The following is a 17,087-nucleotide window of genomic DNA, read 5'->3' as shown; positions in this document are numbered from 1 at the left end:
ATATTATTTAATTAAACTTCCTTCTGTAATTTCTTCGTTTGCTTTTTTAATGATTTGATCTCCTTCTGATAGATCTCCAAAAACTTCTATAGTATCATTCAGGACTCTTCCTTTTTTTACCGGAATGAATTTGGCTTTTCCATGGTCTTTTTTGATGATATAAACTCCCATATTACTTTCTACTACTGCAGATCTTGGAATAAAAAATGTAGCTTCTTTATTCTGTAAAGGAATCATAGACTCTGCAATCATGAAAGGTGTAAGCGTTCTGGAATGATTGATAAAATCGGCTTCTATCTTCTCCGAACGAAGCTTAAGATCTAATGATCCTGATTTCCTGGATATGATAGCCTTAAAATTTTTCTCAGGAATAGCATTGACACGGAATGAGATGGTATCACCCACATTGAGATAAGGAACATTGGCTTCAGAGACCGATAAGCTAAGGCGAAGCTTTGAAGTATTCTGAATAACCATGAGTGGAGTTCCTCCCATAGGTCCTACATAAGCTCCCAAGTCTACATTTCTTTCCGTAATGATCCCACTAAAAGGAGCACGGATCACCAGGTATTGATTAATATCCTGAAGTTCACGATACGCTGACCTTGCCGCATTTACCTGTGCCTGATCTGAAAGTTTACGGGCAGTGATCTGATCCAGAGCATCTCTTGCAATAGCTCCTTTGGTTTCATTGGCTTTATACATTCTGTCATAGCTCGATTTTGTGGAAGCATAGATGGCTTCCTGTGACTGCCATTTTGCTTTTGCATTAGCCGCCTGGGATTGTATTTCCGGAGCTTCCAAAACCATGAGAACCTGTCCTGCACTTACATAAGAGCCAATATCAACATTGATCTTTTTGACATAGCTCTGTACTTTGGCAAATAATGCCGTTTCCTGATCCGGAATGAGTTCTCCGGGCAGTTTAAGATCTACTTTGGGATTACTTTTTTTAATAGCTACTGTTTCCATGCTAGCCATCATCATGGGCTTAGCTTCTTGTTGAGGTGCTGCTTTTTCTTTGCTGCAGGAAGCTGGAATAATCATAAGACTTAAGAGGGCAGCGGTATATAATATATTTTTCATTGAGGATAAAAATTAAAGGTTGGAATTATAATAATGAATACTTTCTTCATCCTCAGGATCTAAGGAAGGAGAAATAATGCTGTCATTTTTTTGAATCCATCCAAAAACAAGAGGAAGAATAATCAAAACAGAGAAGGTTGAAAAAATAAGTCCTCCGATCACGGCACGACCTAGTGGAGATACCTGATCACCGCCTTCTCCAAAACCGATTGCCATAGGAAGCATTCCCGCGGCCATAGCCAGAGTTGTCATAATAATGGGACGGATACGAAGTTTTGCAGCTTCAATGCCGGCATCCAATGCATTTCCTGTCGATTTTCGGATGGTTTCAGCATTGCTTATCAATAGCACAGCATTAGCAATAGAGACTCCGACAGACATAATTAATCCCATATAAGACTGAAGATTTAGCGTAGAGCCTGTAATTTTCAGTAATGTCAGTGATCCTACAATGACAAAAGGAACCGTTGTTAAAATAACTAATGAAACACGGAACGACTGAAAAGTAGCCGCAAGCATCAGAAAAATGACTGCAGCAGCAATAAGAAGCCCGGAAGAAAGACTGTTCATAGTTTCATTCAACACAGGAGCCATTCCGGAAACTTCAATATTAATTCCCTTTGGAAGCTCACCAAGAGATTCGATGGTTTTCTGTACATCTTGGGAAGCTTGTTCAAGATCTTTTTTGTGGATATTGGCCGTAACAGTGGTATACCCCATAGTCCCCAAGTTGTAGCTTTCTCCCAATTCTTTTGCAGAAGTTATGGAAGCCACATCCCCTAAAACTGGTCTGTCAGAGTTTTTGGACAATGGAATATTGGCAAGTTCCTCTTTGCTGTTAAGAATATTCTGAGGAGTCTGCACCTGTACATCATACGCAATTCCCATCATTCCTCCTACCCAGAAATTTTTGTTGGTATAGCGAGTAGATGCTGTTGCGGTTACCAGTGATTTGGCAATATCCTGTGCATCCAATCCTAACTGAGCCGCTTTTACCCTGTCGATATTGATCTGTAAAGCAGGATAGTTCATAGATTGTGGGATTTGCTGGTCTCGCATGTATTCAATTTCTTTTATTTTGGTTAAAAGTTTTTCTGCATACATCCGGTTCATCTTTTTCATCATTCCTGAGATTCTTATTTCTACAGGATTATTCGTTCCCTGACTTAGAATTTTTTCAGTAAGCTCAATAGGTTCAAAGGAAATTTGAATATCAGGCATTTTTTCTTTGTAATACTTTCGTAATTCATCTTTGAGTTCATCAGAATTTCCTTTAAATTCTTTCAAGGCAACCTGCATTAAAGCTTCATGTGGACCCGCATTATAAAGATATATCGGGCTTACCGCAAAAGTAGAAGGATGCTGTCCGATAAATACGGAAGAAATGGCAATATTGTCTTTCCCTACTTTATGTTTAAGATGTTCCAAAAACTTTTTAACCTTAATTTCAGTAACTTCTATTCTGGTTCCTTCTGCTGCTTTTATACGAACCTGAAACTGTCTGGAATTAACAGAAGGTAGAACGTCTTTTCCTGTTATCTGGTAAAGGCCGATACCTATTCCTAAAACAGCGACAAGACTTACACTTACAATGATCTTTCTGCGTTTCATCAGAGAGGATAAAAATACAGTGAAACGATCACGGAAGCGGGTAAACCAATCAGATTTATGATGTTCACACGTCTTAGGATCATGCTTCATCATCCAATTGGCCATCACCGGGACAAAGGTTTGTGATAAGATAAAAGATACAATCATTGAAAATCCTATTGCCATAGCTAAAGGCATAAATAAAGATCCTGGGATGCCACTCATCATAAACGCCGGAGCAAACACGGCAAGAATACAAAGCATGATGAGCAATTTTGGAAATGCAATTTCTTTACAGGCATCCCAAATAGCCTGTGCGCGGTTTTTTCCCATAGCAAAATGCTGGTGGATATTTTCGATAGTGACGGTACTTTCATCCACCAATATTCCTATCGCGAGAGCGAGCCCGGATAAAGACATAATATTAATGGATTGTCCGAATAATTTCAGGAATAGTACTCCGGAAATAATCGAAATGGGAATGGTCATAATAACGATCAATGCCGCTCTGCGATCATTAAGGAAAAGCATTACCATCAATCCGGTAAGCAAAGCTCCTAAAATCCCTTCAACCGCTAAACTTTTCAAGGCATTTGAAATATATACAGACTGATCGAATTCATAGGAAATTTCTACATCATCCGGCATATTCCGCTGGATTTTAGGTAGGGATTCTTTCAGTTTATTTACAACCTCCAATGTAGATGCATTGCTGGCTTTCGCAATATTGATGTATACGGAACGTTTTCCGTCGATCAAAGCATATCCGGTGGCAATATCTGCTCCATCTTTAACAGTAGCCACATCTTTGACGTAAACATTGTCTGCCGTGCCTTTGAACAGAGGAATATCTCCAAGTTCTTCAACTTTTTTTACGGTATTGTTGGTAGGCGTCAGATAATTGGTTTCGCCGATATAAACATTCCCTGATGGTGAAGTAATATTATTTCTGCTGATGGCTTCTACTATCTGCTCCGGAGATAATTGATGTGCACGCAGTTTGATGGGATCTACATTTACCTCAATCGTACGCGGACTTCCTCCAAACGGCGGAGCAGTGGTAAGCCCGGGAATGGCAATAAGAAAAGGGCGGGCATTGAAATTGGCAATATCTTGTAGTTCATTATTGGTTTTTGTATTACTCCTGAACACAAGTTGTCCTACCGGTTGTGATGAAGAATCAAAACGGATAATAAAAGGTGGTGGAGCACCGGGTGGCAAAAATACCTGTGAACGGGTAGAAAGCGCATTGATCTGTGCGATAGCTTCTCCCATATTGGTGCCTTCATAGAAATTAACTTTCATGAGGGTGAGTCCCTGGGTATTTTTAGATTCAATACTTTTAATACCATTGGTAAATAAAAGCATATTGACATACATTTTGGTAAAATATCCTTCCATCTGCTGTGGAGTATAGCCATTAAAGGAATGGGCAACATACACTACAGGAAGATTCATTTCAGGGAGAATATCTACTTTTACTTCTTTGGCAGCTTTGATTCCGAAAAACAACAGCCCCAATACCAATACCATTACAGATATTGGTCTGCGTAATGCAAACTTTATAAGATTCATGTTTAAATTTTTAAGTTAATGGGTAATTGCTTTTGTAATCATTGATATGTCTCCCGTAGAAGCAGCGATTAATACAACAGCCTGCCAGGAATTGTTCTGAGCAATTTCATAATTGATTTCAGCACGGTTCAGCAGGTATAATGCCTGGGTGAAGTCAACAATCGTGGTTAATCCATTTTCATACAAAGCTTTTTGTTGATTGAAAGCATCTGTGGCAGCCTGTAATTGTATTTTGGACTCAGTTATTTTTGACAAAGCATTTTTATATTTCAGTTCCGAAAGGTTTTGCTGATTATAAAGTTCCTGCTGCAATTGCTGGTAATCAAGATCCAGCGTTTTGGTGATTAATTTCTGTTCATTAACTCTGGAACTGTTTCTGTAAAAATTCGTAAGATTCCAGCTGAGGTTCAGCCCGACAATATAATTCATTCGGTCTATTCCAACTCCTTTTAGATACGATTGAGAATAGGTGGAATTGTCCTGAACGTAATTCCAACCAAAGCCTGATCCTCGTCCCTGAAAGGCCCCGAAAAACGAAAGAGAAGGCAGTCCGGAAGTATGTAAATAGGCTTCCTGCTGTTTACTTTTATTAATTTTCTGAGCAATAAAAAGAGTGGTTGGATGACTGTCAATAGATGAGGTTTCCTGAATTAAAGATGGCGTATTTTTGCTGAAATAATGATCCAGTTGATAATCAGTGAAATTTTCTGCCAACAGGTCCGATAATTTTTTATTGTATTCCAGGACATGATCGTTAGCATTGATGATAGCAGTCTGGGCATTTGACATTTCTGCTTTTGCTAAGGATGCATCTACTTCAGGGATCAAGCCACTGTTAGCTCTTGCCTGGGCAATAGAATAAATAACTTCTGAACGCTTGTGGTTTTCAAGTTGTACACTCTCAAGTCGCTGGCTGACCAGGAGATTGAAGTAGGCGGCAGCTGCTTTTATCTGATGCTGAAAAATTTCCTGTTTCAGATCAGCTTTTTGAATTTCAGTATCAGCGGTTTCTACATTTTCTTTGGTTTTAAGCTTTCCAAATGTGTAAACATTCCAATTGATATTGGTTAAATATAAGCTTCCGAAACCTGAGTTCCAGTTTTGCTCTGCCAAGGGCATAGAAATGGAAGCAAAACCGGATCCACCCATATTGTACATAGGTCCATTTTGAGCATTAATAGTCCCAAAACTCTGCTGAGCCATTAAGGTTACCTCTGGAAGGTAGTATGTTTTTTGAAGTTTAAGCCTTTCGTTTGAAGCCTGTATGCTGATCTCTTTCTTTTGAATAGACTGGTAATTTTTTTTGGCCCTGAGAAGTACGTCTTCCAGACTCGTCAACTGAGCAAAGGATAACGCAGGGCAGCCCAGCCATAAGATGAGTGCTCTGAATGATAAATTCATAGAATATTTTTAGAATTAAAATTGAAAAATAATTGTCCCGATCGGGATCATGATATGATTCAATCTATTCTAAATTCTATAAACGCAGTGAAGAATGAAAAGGGAAGGGTAATTGAGATGGTATTTTGAAGGATCAAAATAAAAAGTATGGTTTTCCGGATCAATAGCTAATGAAAGATCAAATACAGCTCCCAGATTATAATAGGGAATACATGCTGATAAAAACTTAACCGGCGAGTTTTTGTAAGAATGAGGAAGATTATCTTCTTTGCAGATCTTTTTTACTTCCAGTTTACAACATTTACTATGATTTTTTTCTTTATTGGTACTGCATTTCGGACAGTCTAAATCTGAGAGCTTTTTCAGGCCTACATGTACCTCACTTGCATTCCCTTTACATACATGCTTACTGGTAGTAAACCCTGAAGAAACTACAATGTATAGGAGGATAAACAGTATGTGAAAGACTCTTTTCATTTCGTGGGATAAAATTAAAATGAATCCGAGCCATCGTGTTATAGAATTATGGAAGAAGTTTATATTTTAAAGGAAAAACGAGCTTAGAGTGTCACTTATATTAAAAAAGGCCTGGATTTATTTCCAAGCCTGATCTTTTTTCTATTGTTTTACCACCTTATTTTCTACTCCTGTAAGAGAAGTATTAGGTTTTCCTGATTTTGTTCCTGAACTTCTATAGTAAACTGTATTATTACCACCTTCTATAGTAACGTTATCTACTTTATCAATGTATATTTTGTTACCGGTTCCTGAGACCGAAACTTTTCTTGCACTTCCTTTAACGGTTACCGTATTATCGCCTCCTGAAACCTCAACATTCCCCCCGTTTAGGGTATAATTAAGAGTATGGCCTACACCGTCTACCTGTATTGTTTTACCATTAGACTGTTCTACACCTTTTGTAGATTCCGTTTTTCTGGATTGAGAAAATGCAGTGCCTGTTCCGAGTAACAGAATCGCTAGAATACCTGCTGTTTTAATACTTTTCATATTGAATTTGGTTTTTGTTGTGGGTAAATATAAGTACAAAATAATTTTCTCATAGTTAATCAAAAGTTAAATGATTGCTTTTTTGAGGAAGAAACTAAGCTATTTCAAAAGTGTAGATAGAACACTGTTTGTACTCTTAATTTAAATCCAACGATTTACTCAGTGAACTTTTTATGGTAAAGAGAAAGCTTTCAGGAATCATCCTTGTCAAGGTTTAAAACCTTAACAAGGATATTAGCCGTTTCTAACTTCGAGTTGGCATCATCATAAAAAAAGCCTCTAAAATAGAGGCTTTAATCAAATCGTAAAATGTAGATTATTTAACAATAACTCTTTTAAGGTGTCCTTCTGAGGTTTTTACAAGGTAAACTCCTGTAGAAAGGGTTGAGGTATTTATTAGCAAAGCATTTTTTTCCTTTCCAATCAGCTTTCCGGACATATCATAGAGTTCATAGTCCTGTTTTCTGTTGAAATATAAAGTATTTCCTTTATTCACCGGATTTGGGAATAGATTGAAGGTCTCTTTTTCAGATTTTACTTCGCCGGTTGCTAAAGTAGGTGACTGGGCCACTTCATACATAGATAAAGTTCCACTGATCTCATTGGCAATAATAACATACCCTTTCTGAGTCGTGGTATTTTCCGGAGCAATATAAATGATTCCTTCAGGGCCGTTATCTCCACCGTACGCTGAGGTAGAACGGGAGTGTTTATAATCTGTAAAAGTAGGATTGTTTGGATTGGTGATATTGTAAACCATTACGCCGCCTGTTCTTTCCAGGGTAATGAAAGCATAGGTCTGCCCGTTAATTTTTCCAAGAGCAACTCCTTCCGGCTCAGGACCTTTTGCCCGGCTTCTGCTTTTAATGGTATTAGACTCATTATCTGCATTGAAAATTAATGGATGATTAGCAGCAATATATCTTTCAAACTGATCTCCGCTGTCATACACCTGTTGTTTCGTATCCGCATTAAAAATAGAGAACGAACGGGCTCCCAATGCTGCAATTTCTTCAAAATCGGCATCACCATCAGTATTTCCGGTAGCCGACGAAACTCTGAACCTTCCCAGGTTGTAAGAAGCCTTTAATATATCGGCATTAGGGAAAATTGCAGGATCTAAAGTATAATTGTTAGCTCCTACAGTTGTTCTTTCGCTGTATCCGGGAAGATCTTTTTCATCTCCTTCATTGGCGGTTACAATATAGTTGGTATTTCCTACCTTATAATTTTGTACAGCATCAGGAAGGTAATACGCTTTTACAGGCCAGTTGGCAATAAGAATCTCTCCATTATTATCTGATGCATCAAAACCATTCCCCGGAAGACTCATATCCTTTTTACCTAGGCCCCAGATTCCCGTAATATTTTTAGTGGTAAGATCTACTTCAGCAATGGCGTTATTTTCCTGAAGCGTTACCCAGGCTTTTTGGCTGTCAGTACTTACTGTAACATATTCAGGTTCCAGATCTTGTGAAAGCGTATTGTTGGTTCTTACTTTTCTTAAACCTGTAGCGGTTAAAGCAGCTACTTGAGAATCAAAATTATTAAAATTCAGAGTAGTGACGTTACTTTGGGTAAGGTTAGCAATACCTCCTGAAATATCAATAATACTGATGGTTCCTTCAGGATCTACCGTATAAGCATCATTAGGTTCTCCTTCATTAGCTGTAATCACTTTTGTTCCATCTGGAGTAAAGGTTACCATATCCGGTAGAGCTCCTACGGTTACTTGTTTCAGGAAATTTCCGTTAATATCAAAGAAAACGACAGAGCCATTTTGTTGTGGGTTGGTATTTGGAGAGGCTGCTGCAATAATTCCATTTTTTACAGCAATACTGGTGATACCGCCGTAGGAAGCCATATTGACGGTCTTAATTACCGATGGAGTAGTAGGACTACTGAAATCAATAATATCAAAGACATCTGTAAGAGAGCTGATGGTGAAAAGCCTTTGAGTTGCCGGATCATGGACAACAATTTCTGTAGAACTGTTATTGTTTCCGGAAGGATCAAAGCTTCCAATATAATTCAGTTTAATCTCATGAGAAGGAACAGGTGCTGGCTTATCATTATCTACAATATAAATGGTTGCAGAACTATCTCCTGAAATGGTTGCGCCTGTTGGGTTTTCAAGACTTACTACAAAATATTCTGCTTTTTGTTCTTCCAGTGTATCATCAATAATAGGAATATTAACTGTATAGCTCGTGTTGGACGGATTGATATTGATGGTTTGGTTTGCTAGTGTGAAATCATTGCTGTCTGCTGTACTGAAAGGAGCAGGTTTTACAACAAGATTCACTGTTGCTGTAGAAGGATTTGCTACGTTAATTTTGAAAGCCAATGTCCCTGCATTTTCTTCCACTTTGATGAAGTTTTTCTCAAGAGAAATAGAGGTCCCGGCAGTGGTAAATGTAGAGGATGTTATGGCTGTTACTGCATTGTCACTGAAATCTTCAACCGTATTGGGCTTAAGCGCCAGATAATACGTTTGGCCCGGCACTAAGCCGGAAGTTGGAATGATCGTGATGGTGTTGTTGCTAAAAGTTGTTGTGAAGGGAACTTGGGTACCTGTAGCGTTTCCTAGACGGAAATCTACAAGATTTTGTGCATTAGAATCGGTGATCGCAGAATTATCGGTCAATCTTACATTTTCATTAAAGGAAATTGTAGGATTAATAGTACTTGAAGCGTTATTGGTATTGTTAGTTGGAAGATACGCGGTGGTTGGTGGAGTTGTATCAACACCTCCGGCCGGACTTGCATCTACTGTAAAGTTGTCAAAACGGTTGTTACCACCTGTTCCGCCTCCCGTTGCAGAGAATTCAACCTTTAATTTAAAGTTGGGATTATTTGAAACACCTGCCACTGCAGAAAAATCAAAACTAATCAATTGTGGATTGGCATCCTGAGGGGCTATGACCTGATAGGGTACAAAGGTAGTTCCATCCGTTGTATAAGACCATGTCTGCGTTCCGGCTCCCTGTCCTGATCTTCTGGTCGTAAACTTTACGATGACATTATTGTAACCTGTTGTTGGCAGATTAAACTGTAAGGCACCCCCAATAGGATTGTTGAATCTTAAATGGGTTCCGGATAGATCTCCGTTTCTGGCATTGAGATTATCAATATTAAAATTTTGTCCGGTACCACCTGCAAAATCTATTACACTTGTACCGCCTGCTATAGAGATAAGGGAGCCGTTGGCCAATGTAGATGAAGGTGCAGTGATGGCAGCTTCAGATGAATTATTGTTAAAATTCCAGTAATGGATAAGCGCCTGTCCGAATAGTCCGCTCTGAAAAAAGAATGCGGCTACAACAGACCCTTTTAATAGGTAGTTGTTGATCATTTTTGACTTCAATTAGATATTTACAAAAATGAACTTTATGTTTGATAACTATTTTAATAGAATTTTAAGAAATGTTTAAAAAATAGGTCTTTTTCTGATAATAAATAGAATTACGGTATTGAGATTCAGTTATTTTGCAGTTTTACCTGAAAAGTTTAACATTGTTCCTGATTTAGCTCCTTCCAGAGGATGTTTCTGCATATACAGAAACCCTGAAACTGCAGTCAGAACCAAGAGTACAAAAATAACCAGAACAATTCTTTTTAACATGTCTCTCATATCGCTAAATTTTTAATATCTCGAATTTCTAAAGTTGAAGAAGGATAGCCTTTTTTTACCGTATTGATCATTGCTTTTCCAACTTCATGTAAAGTTAGTGATTTTGATGGTAAAAAAATAGGAAAAAACCAAATAAAAGGTTTGAAAAACCATTTCACATTAATTTGGCCCTCAACAGGTTTCATAAATCCAGGTCTGAAATTATAAGCTCCTTTAAAACTCATTCTTTTTAAGGTATTTTCTGTTCTGCCTTTCACTCGTGCCCACATCAATTTTCCGCTTTCAGTGCTGTCGGTACTGGCTCCGGATACGTAATTGAATACTATTTCGGGATTTTGATGTAAAACAGCTTCTGCAAAATGTATCGTGGTTTCGTAAGTGATTTTGGTATAATCTTCTTCATTCATCCCCACGCTGCTTATTCCTGCACAAAAGAAGCAGGCATCATAACCTTTGAGATTTTCATCATGGATATCGATGGATAAAAAGTCCGGAACGAGATATTCTTTCAGTTTAGGGTGCTTTTTTCCTGATGGTTTTCGACTGACACTCAGGATCTCAGACACATTGGGATTTTCAAGGCATTCCATTAAAACGCCTTCGCCTACCATTCCGGTAGCTCCTGTAAGAATTATTTTGATTGAGTTCATAGTTTTGCTATTGATAGTTGTATGACGATTAAGGGTAAGAAATTACTTTATTTTTTTTAGATAAAGTAAAAAGTAAAAAGTAAAAAGTAAAAAGTAAAAAGTAAAAAGTAAAAAGTAAAAAGTATTACCATTAAATATCTATTCTCCATACGGAAATCAATATCAATAGTGATGGGCTTTAGCCCATCTAAAAAAATAAAAAAATCCATAGGCTTTAGCCAAAACCTAAATAACGTGATGATTTTGGATGTAATTTTCTGTTTGTGATGATGTTGAGATTGCTTTGCTACATTAGTAATGAACGGCAGAAGTAGGTAATGAACGATAATATTTTAGCCCTGATTGAAACGGATCCTTTTTCTGTCTGGCTTTGAAAGGTGAGGGCGAAAAAGATATAGTGGAAAGCAGGAATAGCTCCTAAAAAAAACCGAACAACAATTGTCCGGTTTTGATGAAAGTATGTTTTAAAAACTATTTCTTGTGTTGTAACTGACTGAAAATATTCTGGATTAATCCATCTGCTACGGAAATTTTCGGAACAAAAATTTTGTTGATATCCGACCAGGCCATTACGTTGTTGAAAATACTTAAAGCATGAACCAATACATCGGCTCTGTCTTCCCTAAGGCTATGTTTTGTCATTCTTTCTTCTACAGAAAGCTCATTGAACTCTTTGTAAACCTTTTTCAGATGGGCTAAAGACATTGGTTTGCCGTCTTTAGTTTTGCTCATGGAGAATACCTTATTGATGTTTCCTCCTGATCCGATGGCTACAATTGGTTTTTTGCTGACAATATTCTTTTTAATTTCTTCCTTCATCTCTCTCCAGTTATCCATGGTAACAAGATTGTTAAGAAGGCGGATTGTTCCAATATTGAAAGATCTTTCATAGACCATTTTACCGTTTTCATAGAAGGTAAGCTCTGTGGAACCTCCACCTACATCAATATATAAATAGGCAAACTCTTTGTCAAGACCTTCTGCTACATGGTTTTCATAAATTAAGGTAGCTTCTTCATCTCCGGAAATAATTTCAATATTGATCCCTGAAGCTTCCTGCACTTGTCTGATAATTTCATCACCATTGGCAGCATCACGCATAGCACTTGTTGCACAGGCTCTGTAATGGTCTACTTTGTAGATCTTCATTAAATCACTAAAGATCTTCATAGAATCAATGACCATTTTTTCTCTTTCGGGTCCTATTTTTCCTATGGTAAATACGTCCATACCCAATCTCAGAGGGATTCTAAGAAGATTGAGTTTAATGAATTCCGGCTTTTTATTATTTATCTTTACTTCATTGATGAGAAGGCGGGCTGCATTACTCCCTATGTCTATCGCTGCTATCTTCATATTTTTAATACTCTTTTAGAGGTTGTTTATATAAAGGTAAATCTTTACCTAAAAAGTTTCCAAAATTATCAAAAAAATAGAAATCAGTAGCATTATTTCTGGTACTGATCGTATCATATAATAAAAATAATTTTTCCTTCTGAAAATTCTGCTGTTGTGGGGTCTTCTTCATAGTTATAAAGAGTTTTCCTCTCTTTATTTACAAATGTATAACCTATGCTTATTCTTCATTCTTTATAGACCTCAATAGAAAAAGGATAAATTGCCTTTTGTTGAGCACTGGCGAAAACAACAGGCATCAGAAAAAAAGAAGTTTTATCATTTAAAAATTTGTCATTTTTTATTCGTTTTAGCCTTTAGATAGTTATAGGTTTCTATTTGTGATCTACATTCCTTTTTATCATTCCTTATGTATTCATTGCTCAGCTTTTTATCTAAAATCCTTGCTTTTACATTATCTCTAAGCTGAATATCCAGAATGTCTTTTAATTCTTTTTTAAGGTTTTTATCGGTTATTTTGGCTGCAGCTTCAATTCTGTAATCAAGGTTTCTGGTCATCCAGTCGGCAGAAGAAATATACATATCTTCAGCTCCTTTATTGTAGAAATACATAACTCTGGCATGTTCCAGATATTCGTCTACAATACTGATGGCCTTAATTTTTTCTTTAAATTCCCTTTGATTCACGGCACAATAAATTCCTCTTACAATCAGTCTTATGGTTACACCTACCGTGGCTGCATCATATAATTTTTCAATTAATAATCGGTCACTTAAAGAATTGGCCTTAACGATGATTTCAGCTTTTTTTCCTGCTTTAGCTTCCTCAATTTCCCTATCAATATGTTGAACAATCTTTTCACGCATAAATTGAGGGCAAACCAATAAATTTTTACAGGTTTTCAAAATCGGAAGATAATCATCTTTTGGCTTTTTCAGTACATTGAATACTTTGTTGATGTCTGCCATTATCCCACGATCAGAAGTCAGAAGCAAATGGTCTCCATAGATCCTTGCTGTCTTCTCGTTGAAGTTTCCGGTACTTACAAATCCATATTGGATGGTTTTGTTGTGGGCTCTCTTTTTGATAACACAAAGTTTTGCATGAACCTTTTTGTTTGGAAGCCCTATCAGAACGGTAATTCCTTCCGGTTCCAGCATCTCTTTCCACTCCAGATTGGATTCTTCATCAAATCTTGCCTGCAACTCAAGCATTACTGTTACTTCTTTACCATTTCTGGCTGCATAGATTAATGCATTGCTTATTTTTGAATTACTGGCCAGCCTGTACGCGGTGATCTGTATGGATTTTACATCCGGATCCATGGCTGCTTCACGCAGAAGATCAATCACCGGATTGTATTTATGATAGGGGAAAGTAAGCAGTACATCTTCCTTCATGATGACGTCTGTCACTCTTTCGCCATGTTCAAAGGCCTGATGGGTGAAAGAAGTTCTTTCAATAGGTCTTGTATAGGTTTCAAAAACATCAGGAAAGTCCATAAAGTGTTTGAAATTATGGATTTTTCCTCCGGGAATAATGCTGTCTTTTTTGGTCAGGTTTAGTTTTCTGATCAAAAGTTCCAGCAGTGCCTTATCCATATCTTTATCAAAAACGAAACGGGTAGGTTTTCCTTTTCTACGGTTTTTAAGTCCCTTTTCTATTTTTTCTGCGAAATTGGTACGGATGTCATTATCCAGATCCAGTTCAGCATCTTTGGTTACTTTAAAAGCATTAGCTGCAAATTCATCATATCCGAAATAAGAGAAAATGTGGGGCAAGTTGAAGGTAATTACATCTTCCAGAAGCATTACATTTTTTTCTTCAGGATTTTCAGTTGGAAGCAATACAAATCTTCCTACAAATCGGGAAGGAATTTCAATAATGGCGTAGTTGCTGGAATATTGCCAGTCTTTTTTCCTCATGGCCACTCCAAGATAGAGACTTTTATCTCTGAGGTAAGGCATTGGGGTATTTTCATGAAGAAGAATAGGGATTACATTAGATTCCACCACTTCGTCAAAGTAGTTTCTGACAAAATCTTTTTGCAATGCTGTCAGGTTTTTAGAATTTTTGATAAAGACTTTATGATCTGCCATTTCAGTCTGGATAGTTTTCCAGGTTTTATCGAAATTCAGCTGTTGCTTCATCACAATTTCATTGATTCGCTGAAGAATTTTAGAGGGAGGCTGATAAAAGGACTCGGCAATTACCTTTTCCTTAAAGTCCATGGCACGCTTTAATCCGGCAACACGTACCCGGAAGAACTCATCCAGATTGTTAGAAAAGATTCCAAGAAAACGTATTCTTAAATGTAAAGGAACTTTTTCATCCATGGCTTCCTGTAAAACCCTTTCATTAAAGGCTAACCATGTAATATCTCGTGGATTAAAGTGTAATGACATTCTAAAAGTGTATATTTTATCAAAAGTAATAATTCGTCCAGTTTCTGGCTCTATTTTTTAGGTTAAACTTTGATTAATTTTAATAGATGAAAAATAGAGAGGCACTGTCAACTTTTTATGATCGTATCTTAATGATATTATTTACTGAATAGTATTATTTGTCTATATGTTTTCTATGATGTGTGATTTATTTGGGGATTTTATTATATTTGAATATAAACACTAAAAACAACACAAATGATATACTCCCTAATCTCATCTACATGAGATCGTCCCTAATTCTTTGAGAAGGACAATTGCCCATCAAATATTTAACGAATATTAAGAATAAAAGTTTCCTTTTGGGAGATTGGTTCACTATTTAAAAAACACACAAATGAAAAACAACACCAATGAAGTTCCCTCGAATGAGGAGTATTCAAAATTAAGAAAAAGAGCCTTTACCCACGTGAGCAATGCTAAAGCTATTTCGGAAAATCAGATAGCAGGAATTAATCGAGTGGTAAAACTTGAAGTTCATGCGAATGGCAAACCTGTCACGCATTTCAAACACTTCAAACTAATACAAAGTGCCGTAAGGCATCATGAATTTGAAATTATCCTTGCCCATGACAGTCTGGAAAACAAACAGACTCAAAACCTGGAAGATGCCCATAAGCTATTGGGGAAAAGATTAACCGCTACTTTCTCTTACAAAGATGTAGAAGATACACCCAACATGTCATTTGTAGGAGTAATTACTCGGGTTGGGTTCAGCCGGGAAAAGACCAGTCTTGGAGATATTGTCCTTAAAGGGCAAAGCCCAACGATTTTGCTGGATGGAGCTTCCCATACCCAAAGCTTTGGCGGAAACCAACCCGTAAATATGGGAATTATTGCTAATGAAATTCTTAAACAGGGACTTGACAGCTCTGATTTTGATTTTAATATTGATACCAATGATACCTCTCAGATTCTTTATAGCAGTCAGTATGATGAAACACACTATAATTATCTGGCAAGAATGGCTGAAGCGTATGGAGAACAGTTCTTTTATGATGGGTATGTTCTGCATTTTGGAAAGCTTCCAAAATCCGGTAATCAACACATCCAGTTAATTGAAGGTAGCAATGTGAATGATGTAAGGATAGAACTCAGGGCAGTTCCTATCAAACCACAATTTTATGGTTATAACAGTAGTGAAAATGAAAAGCTGACTTCAGGAGAAATATCTGTAAAACATTTGGGAGATTTAGCCCAGACAGCTTATAAAAATAATAAAAGAATTTATAAGACTCCTTCTTTAAGAGTAGCTCCCATAAGGGCCGTTACGCATCTTGATGTAGAATATTCCCAAAAAAGTGCTTCTGGAAGTAAAGCCGTAGAGGTCATGAATGTTTCAGGCTCAACTTCCATTCCTTTCCTTCATCCGGGATGTGTGGCAGATATAAAAATACGAGAGCAGGACTCCAACAAAACGAACCACCTTACGACCCTTATGATTACTGAAACGGTTCATGAGGTAAATGCCCGAGGATATTATACCGGAAGCTTCGAAGCTATATCTGAAGGAACAGGCTATATGCCAAAACCGGAATTTTATATTCCAAGACCAGAGCCACAGATTGCAACGGTAGTTTCCAATACTGATCCTTCAGGACAAGGGAGAATCAGCGTAAGATTTGACTGGCAGCTTAATGAAACCACTGATTTTATCAGGATGATGAGCCCTGATGCAGGAGGAACAGACCAGATTACACAAAATCGAGGATATGTAGCGATCCCTGAAGTAGGAGATCAGGTAATGGTTAACTTCCAACATGGACATCCTGACAGACCTTTTGTGATGGGAGGAATGTTTCATGGCGGAACAGGTCTTGGAGGCGGTGCTAATAATCACATGAGATCCATACAGACCAAATCCGGAATAAAAATTCTGATGAATGATGATGAAAAGAGCGTGAATATTATAGATCCTAGCGGAAATAATTACCTGATGGACGGACAGGGAAATATTATTATTACAGCACCTAATGATATTACCTTCAATGCAGGTGGAAATTTATCAATGAATGTTGGACAGAATATGAATACTACAGTTCAAATGAGCTCAAATGAATCTATAGGAATTAATAAATCTTCCAGTGTAGGAATGATGAATATGCTTACGGTAGGAAAAGATTTTGTCACCAATGTCATTGGAAAACTTACGCATTACGTAAAAGGAGATATGGAAACCTATGGTGAAAAAGGACATAAAACCATTTCCTTAAAAGGGATGGAAGTAAGCAGTGGAAACAAAATAGAGCATCATGCTGAAAAGGAAATCAACAACAACAGTAATGAAAAATCTAAAAATCACTAATCAATTCTTCTTTCAGCGAACAAAAATAAGGTAGAAA

General features: G+C 37.3%; 12 protein-coding genes. 1 reads left to right on the top strand and 11 read right to left on the bottom strand.

Annotated elements, in window-relative coordinates; all coding sequences use genetic code 11:
* Window positions 1-3: 3 nt before the first annotated feature.
* The 11 genes from NBX25_RS19005 to ppk1 form a co-directional block, all read right to left on the bottom strand.
* Window positions 4-1,086, bottom strand: a complete 1,083-nt coding sequence (locus tag NBX25_RS19005; RefSeq protein WP_250254990.1) for an efflux RND transporter periplasmic adaptor subunit — start codon at window positions 1,084-1,086, stop codon at window positions 4-6.
* Window positions 1,087-1,098: 12 nt separating this feature from the next.
* Entirely contained in the window at window positions 1,099-4,251 is a 3,153-nt protein-coding gene (locus NBX25_RS19000; protein ID WP_250254988.1) for an efflux RND transporter permease subunit, read from the bottom strand.
* 15 nt (window positions 4,252-4,266) lie between these two features.
* Window positions 4,267-5,652, bottom strand: a complete 1,386-nt coding sequence (locus NBX25_RS18995; protein ID WP_250254986.1) for a TolC family protein — start codon at window positions 5,650-5,652, stop codon at window positions 4,267-4,269.
* 69 nt (window positions 5,653-5,721) lie between these two features.
* Window positions 5,722-6,129 carry an HYC_CC_PP family protein gene (locus tag NBX25_RS18990; protein WP_250254979.1) on the bottom strand — a complete coding sequence of 136 codons (408 nt, stop codon included), beginning with the start codon at window positions 6,127-6,129 and terminating at the stop codon, window positions 5,722-5,724.
* A gap of 141 nt (window positions 6,130-6,270) precedes the next feature.
* Window positions 6,271-6,660: a DUF3060 domain-containing protein gene (locus tag NBX25_RS18985; RefSeq protein ID WP_250254978.1), complete on the bottom strand. Its 390-nt coding sequence runs from the start codon at window positions 6,658-6,660 to the stop codon at window positions 6,271-6,273.
* 316 nt (window positions 6,661-6,976) lie between these two features.
* Window positions 6,977-10,015, bottom strand: a complete 3,039-nt coding sequence (locus NBX25_RS18980; RefSeq protein WP_250254977.1) for a choice-of-anchor I family protein — start codon at window positions 10,013-10,015, stop codon at window positions 6,977-6,979.
* 129 nt (window positions 10,016-10,144) lie between these two features.
* Window positions 10,145-10,294: a hypothetical protein gene (locus tag NBX25_RS18975; RefSeq protein WP_164466557.1), complete on the bottom strand. Its 150-nt coding sequence runs from the start codon at window positions 10,292-10,294 to the stop codon at window positions 10,145-10,147.
* Window positions 10,291-10,944, bottom strand: a complete 654-nt coding sequence (locus NBX25_RS18970) for an NAD-dependent epimerase/dehydratase family protein (protein WP_250254975.1) — start codon at window positions 10,942-10,944, stop codon at window positions 10,291-10,293. Before NBX25_RS18970 ends, NBX25_RS18975 begins: the two co-directional genes overlap by 4 nt.
* A 471-nt stretch (window positions 10,945-11,415) precedes the next feature.
* Complete coding sequence (locus NBX25_RS18965) at window positions 11,416-12,300, bottom strand: Ppx/GppA phosphatase family protein (RefSeq protein WP_250254973.1); 885 nt, start codon at window positions 12,298-12,300, stop codon at window positions 11,416-11,418.
* 4 nt (window positions 12,301-12,304) lie between these two features.
* Window positions 12,305-12,472 carry a hypothetical protein gene (locus NBX25_RS18960; RefSeq protein ID WP_164464454.1) on the bottom strand — a complete coding sequence of 56 codons (168 nt, stop codon included), beginning with the start codon at window positions 12,470-12,472 and terminating at the stop codon, window positions 12,305-12,307.
* A 161-nt stretch (window positions 12,473-12,633) separates the two neighbouring features.
* Window positions 12,634-14,706, bottom strand: a complete 2,073-nt coding sequence (gene ppk1, locus NBX25_RS18955) for a polyphosphate kinase 1 (protein WP_123910501.1) — start codon at window positions 14,704-14,706, stop codon at window positions 12,634-12,636.
* A 376-nt stretch (window positions 14,707-15,082) separates the two neighbouring features.
* Here ppk1 and NBX25_RS18950 point away from each other — a divergent pair, with 376 nt between their 5' ends.
* Window positions 15,083-17,050, top strand: coding sequence for a type VI secretion system Vgr family protein (locus NBX25_RS18950; protein WP_250254971.1), 1,968 nt, complete (start codon window positions 15,083-15,085; stop codon window positions 17,048-17,050).
* Window positions 17,051-17,087 lie beyond the last annotated feature (37 nt).

The sequence above is a fragment of the Chryseobacterium sp. Marseille-Q3244 genome (genome assembly GCF_940807095.1).
Taxonomy (GTDB): Bacteria; Bacteroidota; Bacteroidia; order Flavobacteriales; family Weeksellaceae; genus Chryseobacterium.
This window is presented reverse-complemented; position numbering and strand designations above follow the sequence as displayed.

What these genes read in the sequence shown, in the direction of transcription:
- NBX25_RS19005 (WP_250254990.1), bottom strand. Translation starts at nt 1,086, where the DNA reads ATGAAAAATATATTATATACCGCTGCCCTCTTAAGTCTTATGATTATT.
- NBX25_RS19000 (WP_250254988.1), bottom strand. Translation starts at nt 4,251, where the DNA reads ATGAATCTTATAAAGTTTGCATTACGCAGACCAATATCTGTAATGGTA.
- NBX25_RS18995 (WP_250254986.1), bottom strand. Translation starts at nt 5,652, where the DNA reads ATGAATTTATCATTCAGAGCACTCATCTTATGGCTGGGCTGCCCTGCG.
- NBX25_RS18990 (WP_250254979.1), bottom strand. Translation starts at nt 6,129, where the DNA reads ATGAAAAGAGTCTTTCACATACTGTTTATCCTCCTATACATTGTAGTT.
- NBX25_RS18985 (WP_250254978.1), bottom strand. Translation starts at nt 6,660, where the DNA reads ATGAAAAGTATTAAAACAGCAGGTATTCTAGCGATTCTGTTACTCGGA.
- NBX25_RS18980 (WP_250254977.1), bottom strand. Translation starts at nt 10,015, where the DNA reads ATGATCAACAACTACCTATTAAAAGGGTCTGTTGTAGCCGCATTCTTT.
- NBX25_RS18975 (WP_164466557.1), bottom strand. Translation starts at nt 10,294, where the DNA reads ATGAGAGACATGTTAAAAAGAATTGTTCTGGTTATTTTTGTACTCTTG.
- NBX25_RS18970 (WP_250254975.1), bottom strand. Translation starts at nt 10,944, where the DNA reads ATGAACTCAATCAAAATAATTCTTACAGGAGCTACCGGAATGGTAGGC.
- NBX25_RS18965 (WP_250254973.1), bottom strand. Translation starts at nt 12,300, where the DNA reads ATGAAGATAGCAGCGATAGACATAGGGAGTAATGCAGCCCGCCTTCTC.
- NBX25_RS18960 (WP_164464454.1), bottom strand. Translation starts at nt 12,472, where the DNA reads ATGAAGAAGACCCCACAACAGCAGAATTTTCAGAAGGAAAAATTATTT.
- ppk1 (WP_123910501.1), bottom strand. Translation starts at nt 14,706, where the DNA reads ATGTCATTACACTTTAATCCACGAGATATTACATGGTTAGCCTTTAAT.
- NBX25_RS18950 (WP_250254971.1), top strand. Translation starts at nt 15,083, where the DNA reads ATGAAAAACAACACCAATGAAGTTCCCTCGAATGAGGAGTATTCAAAA.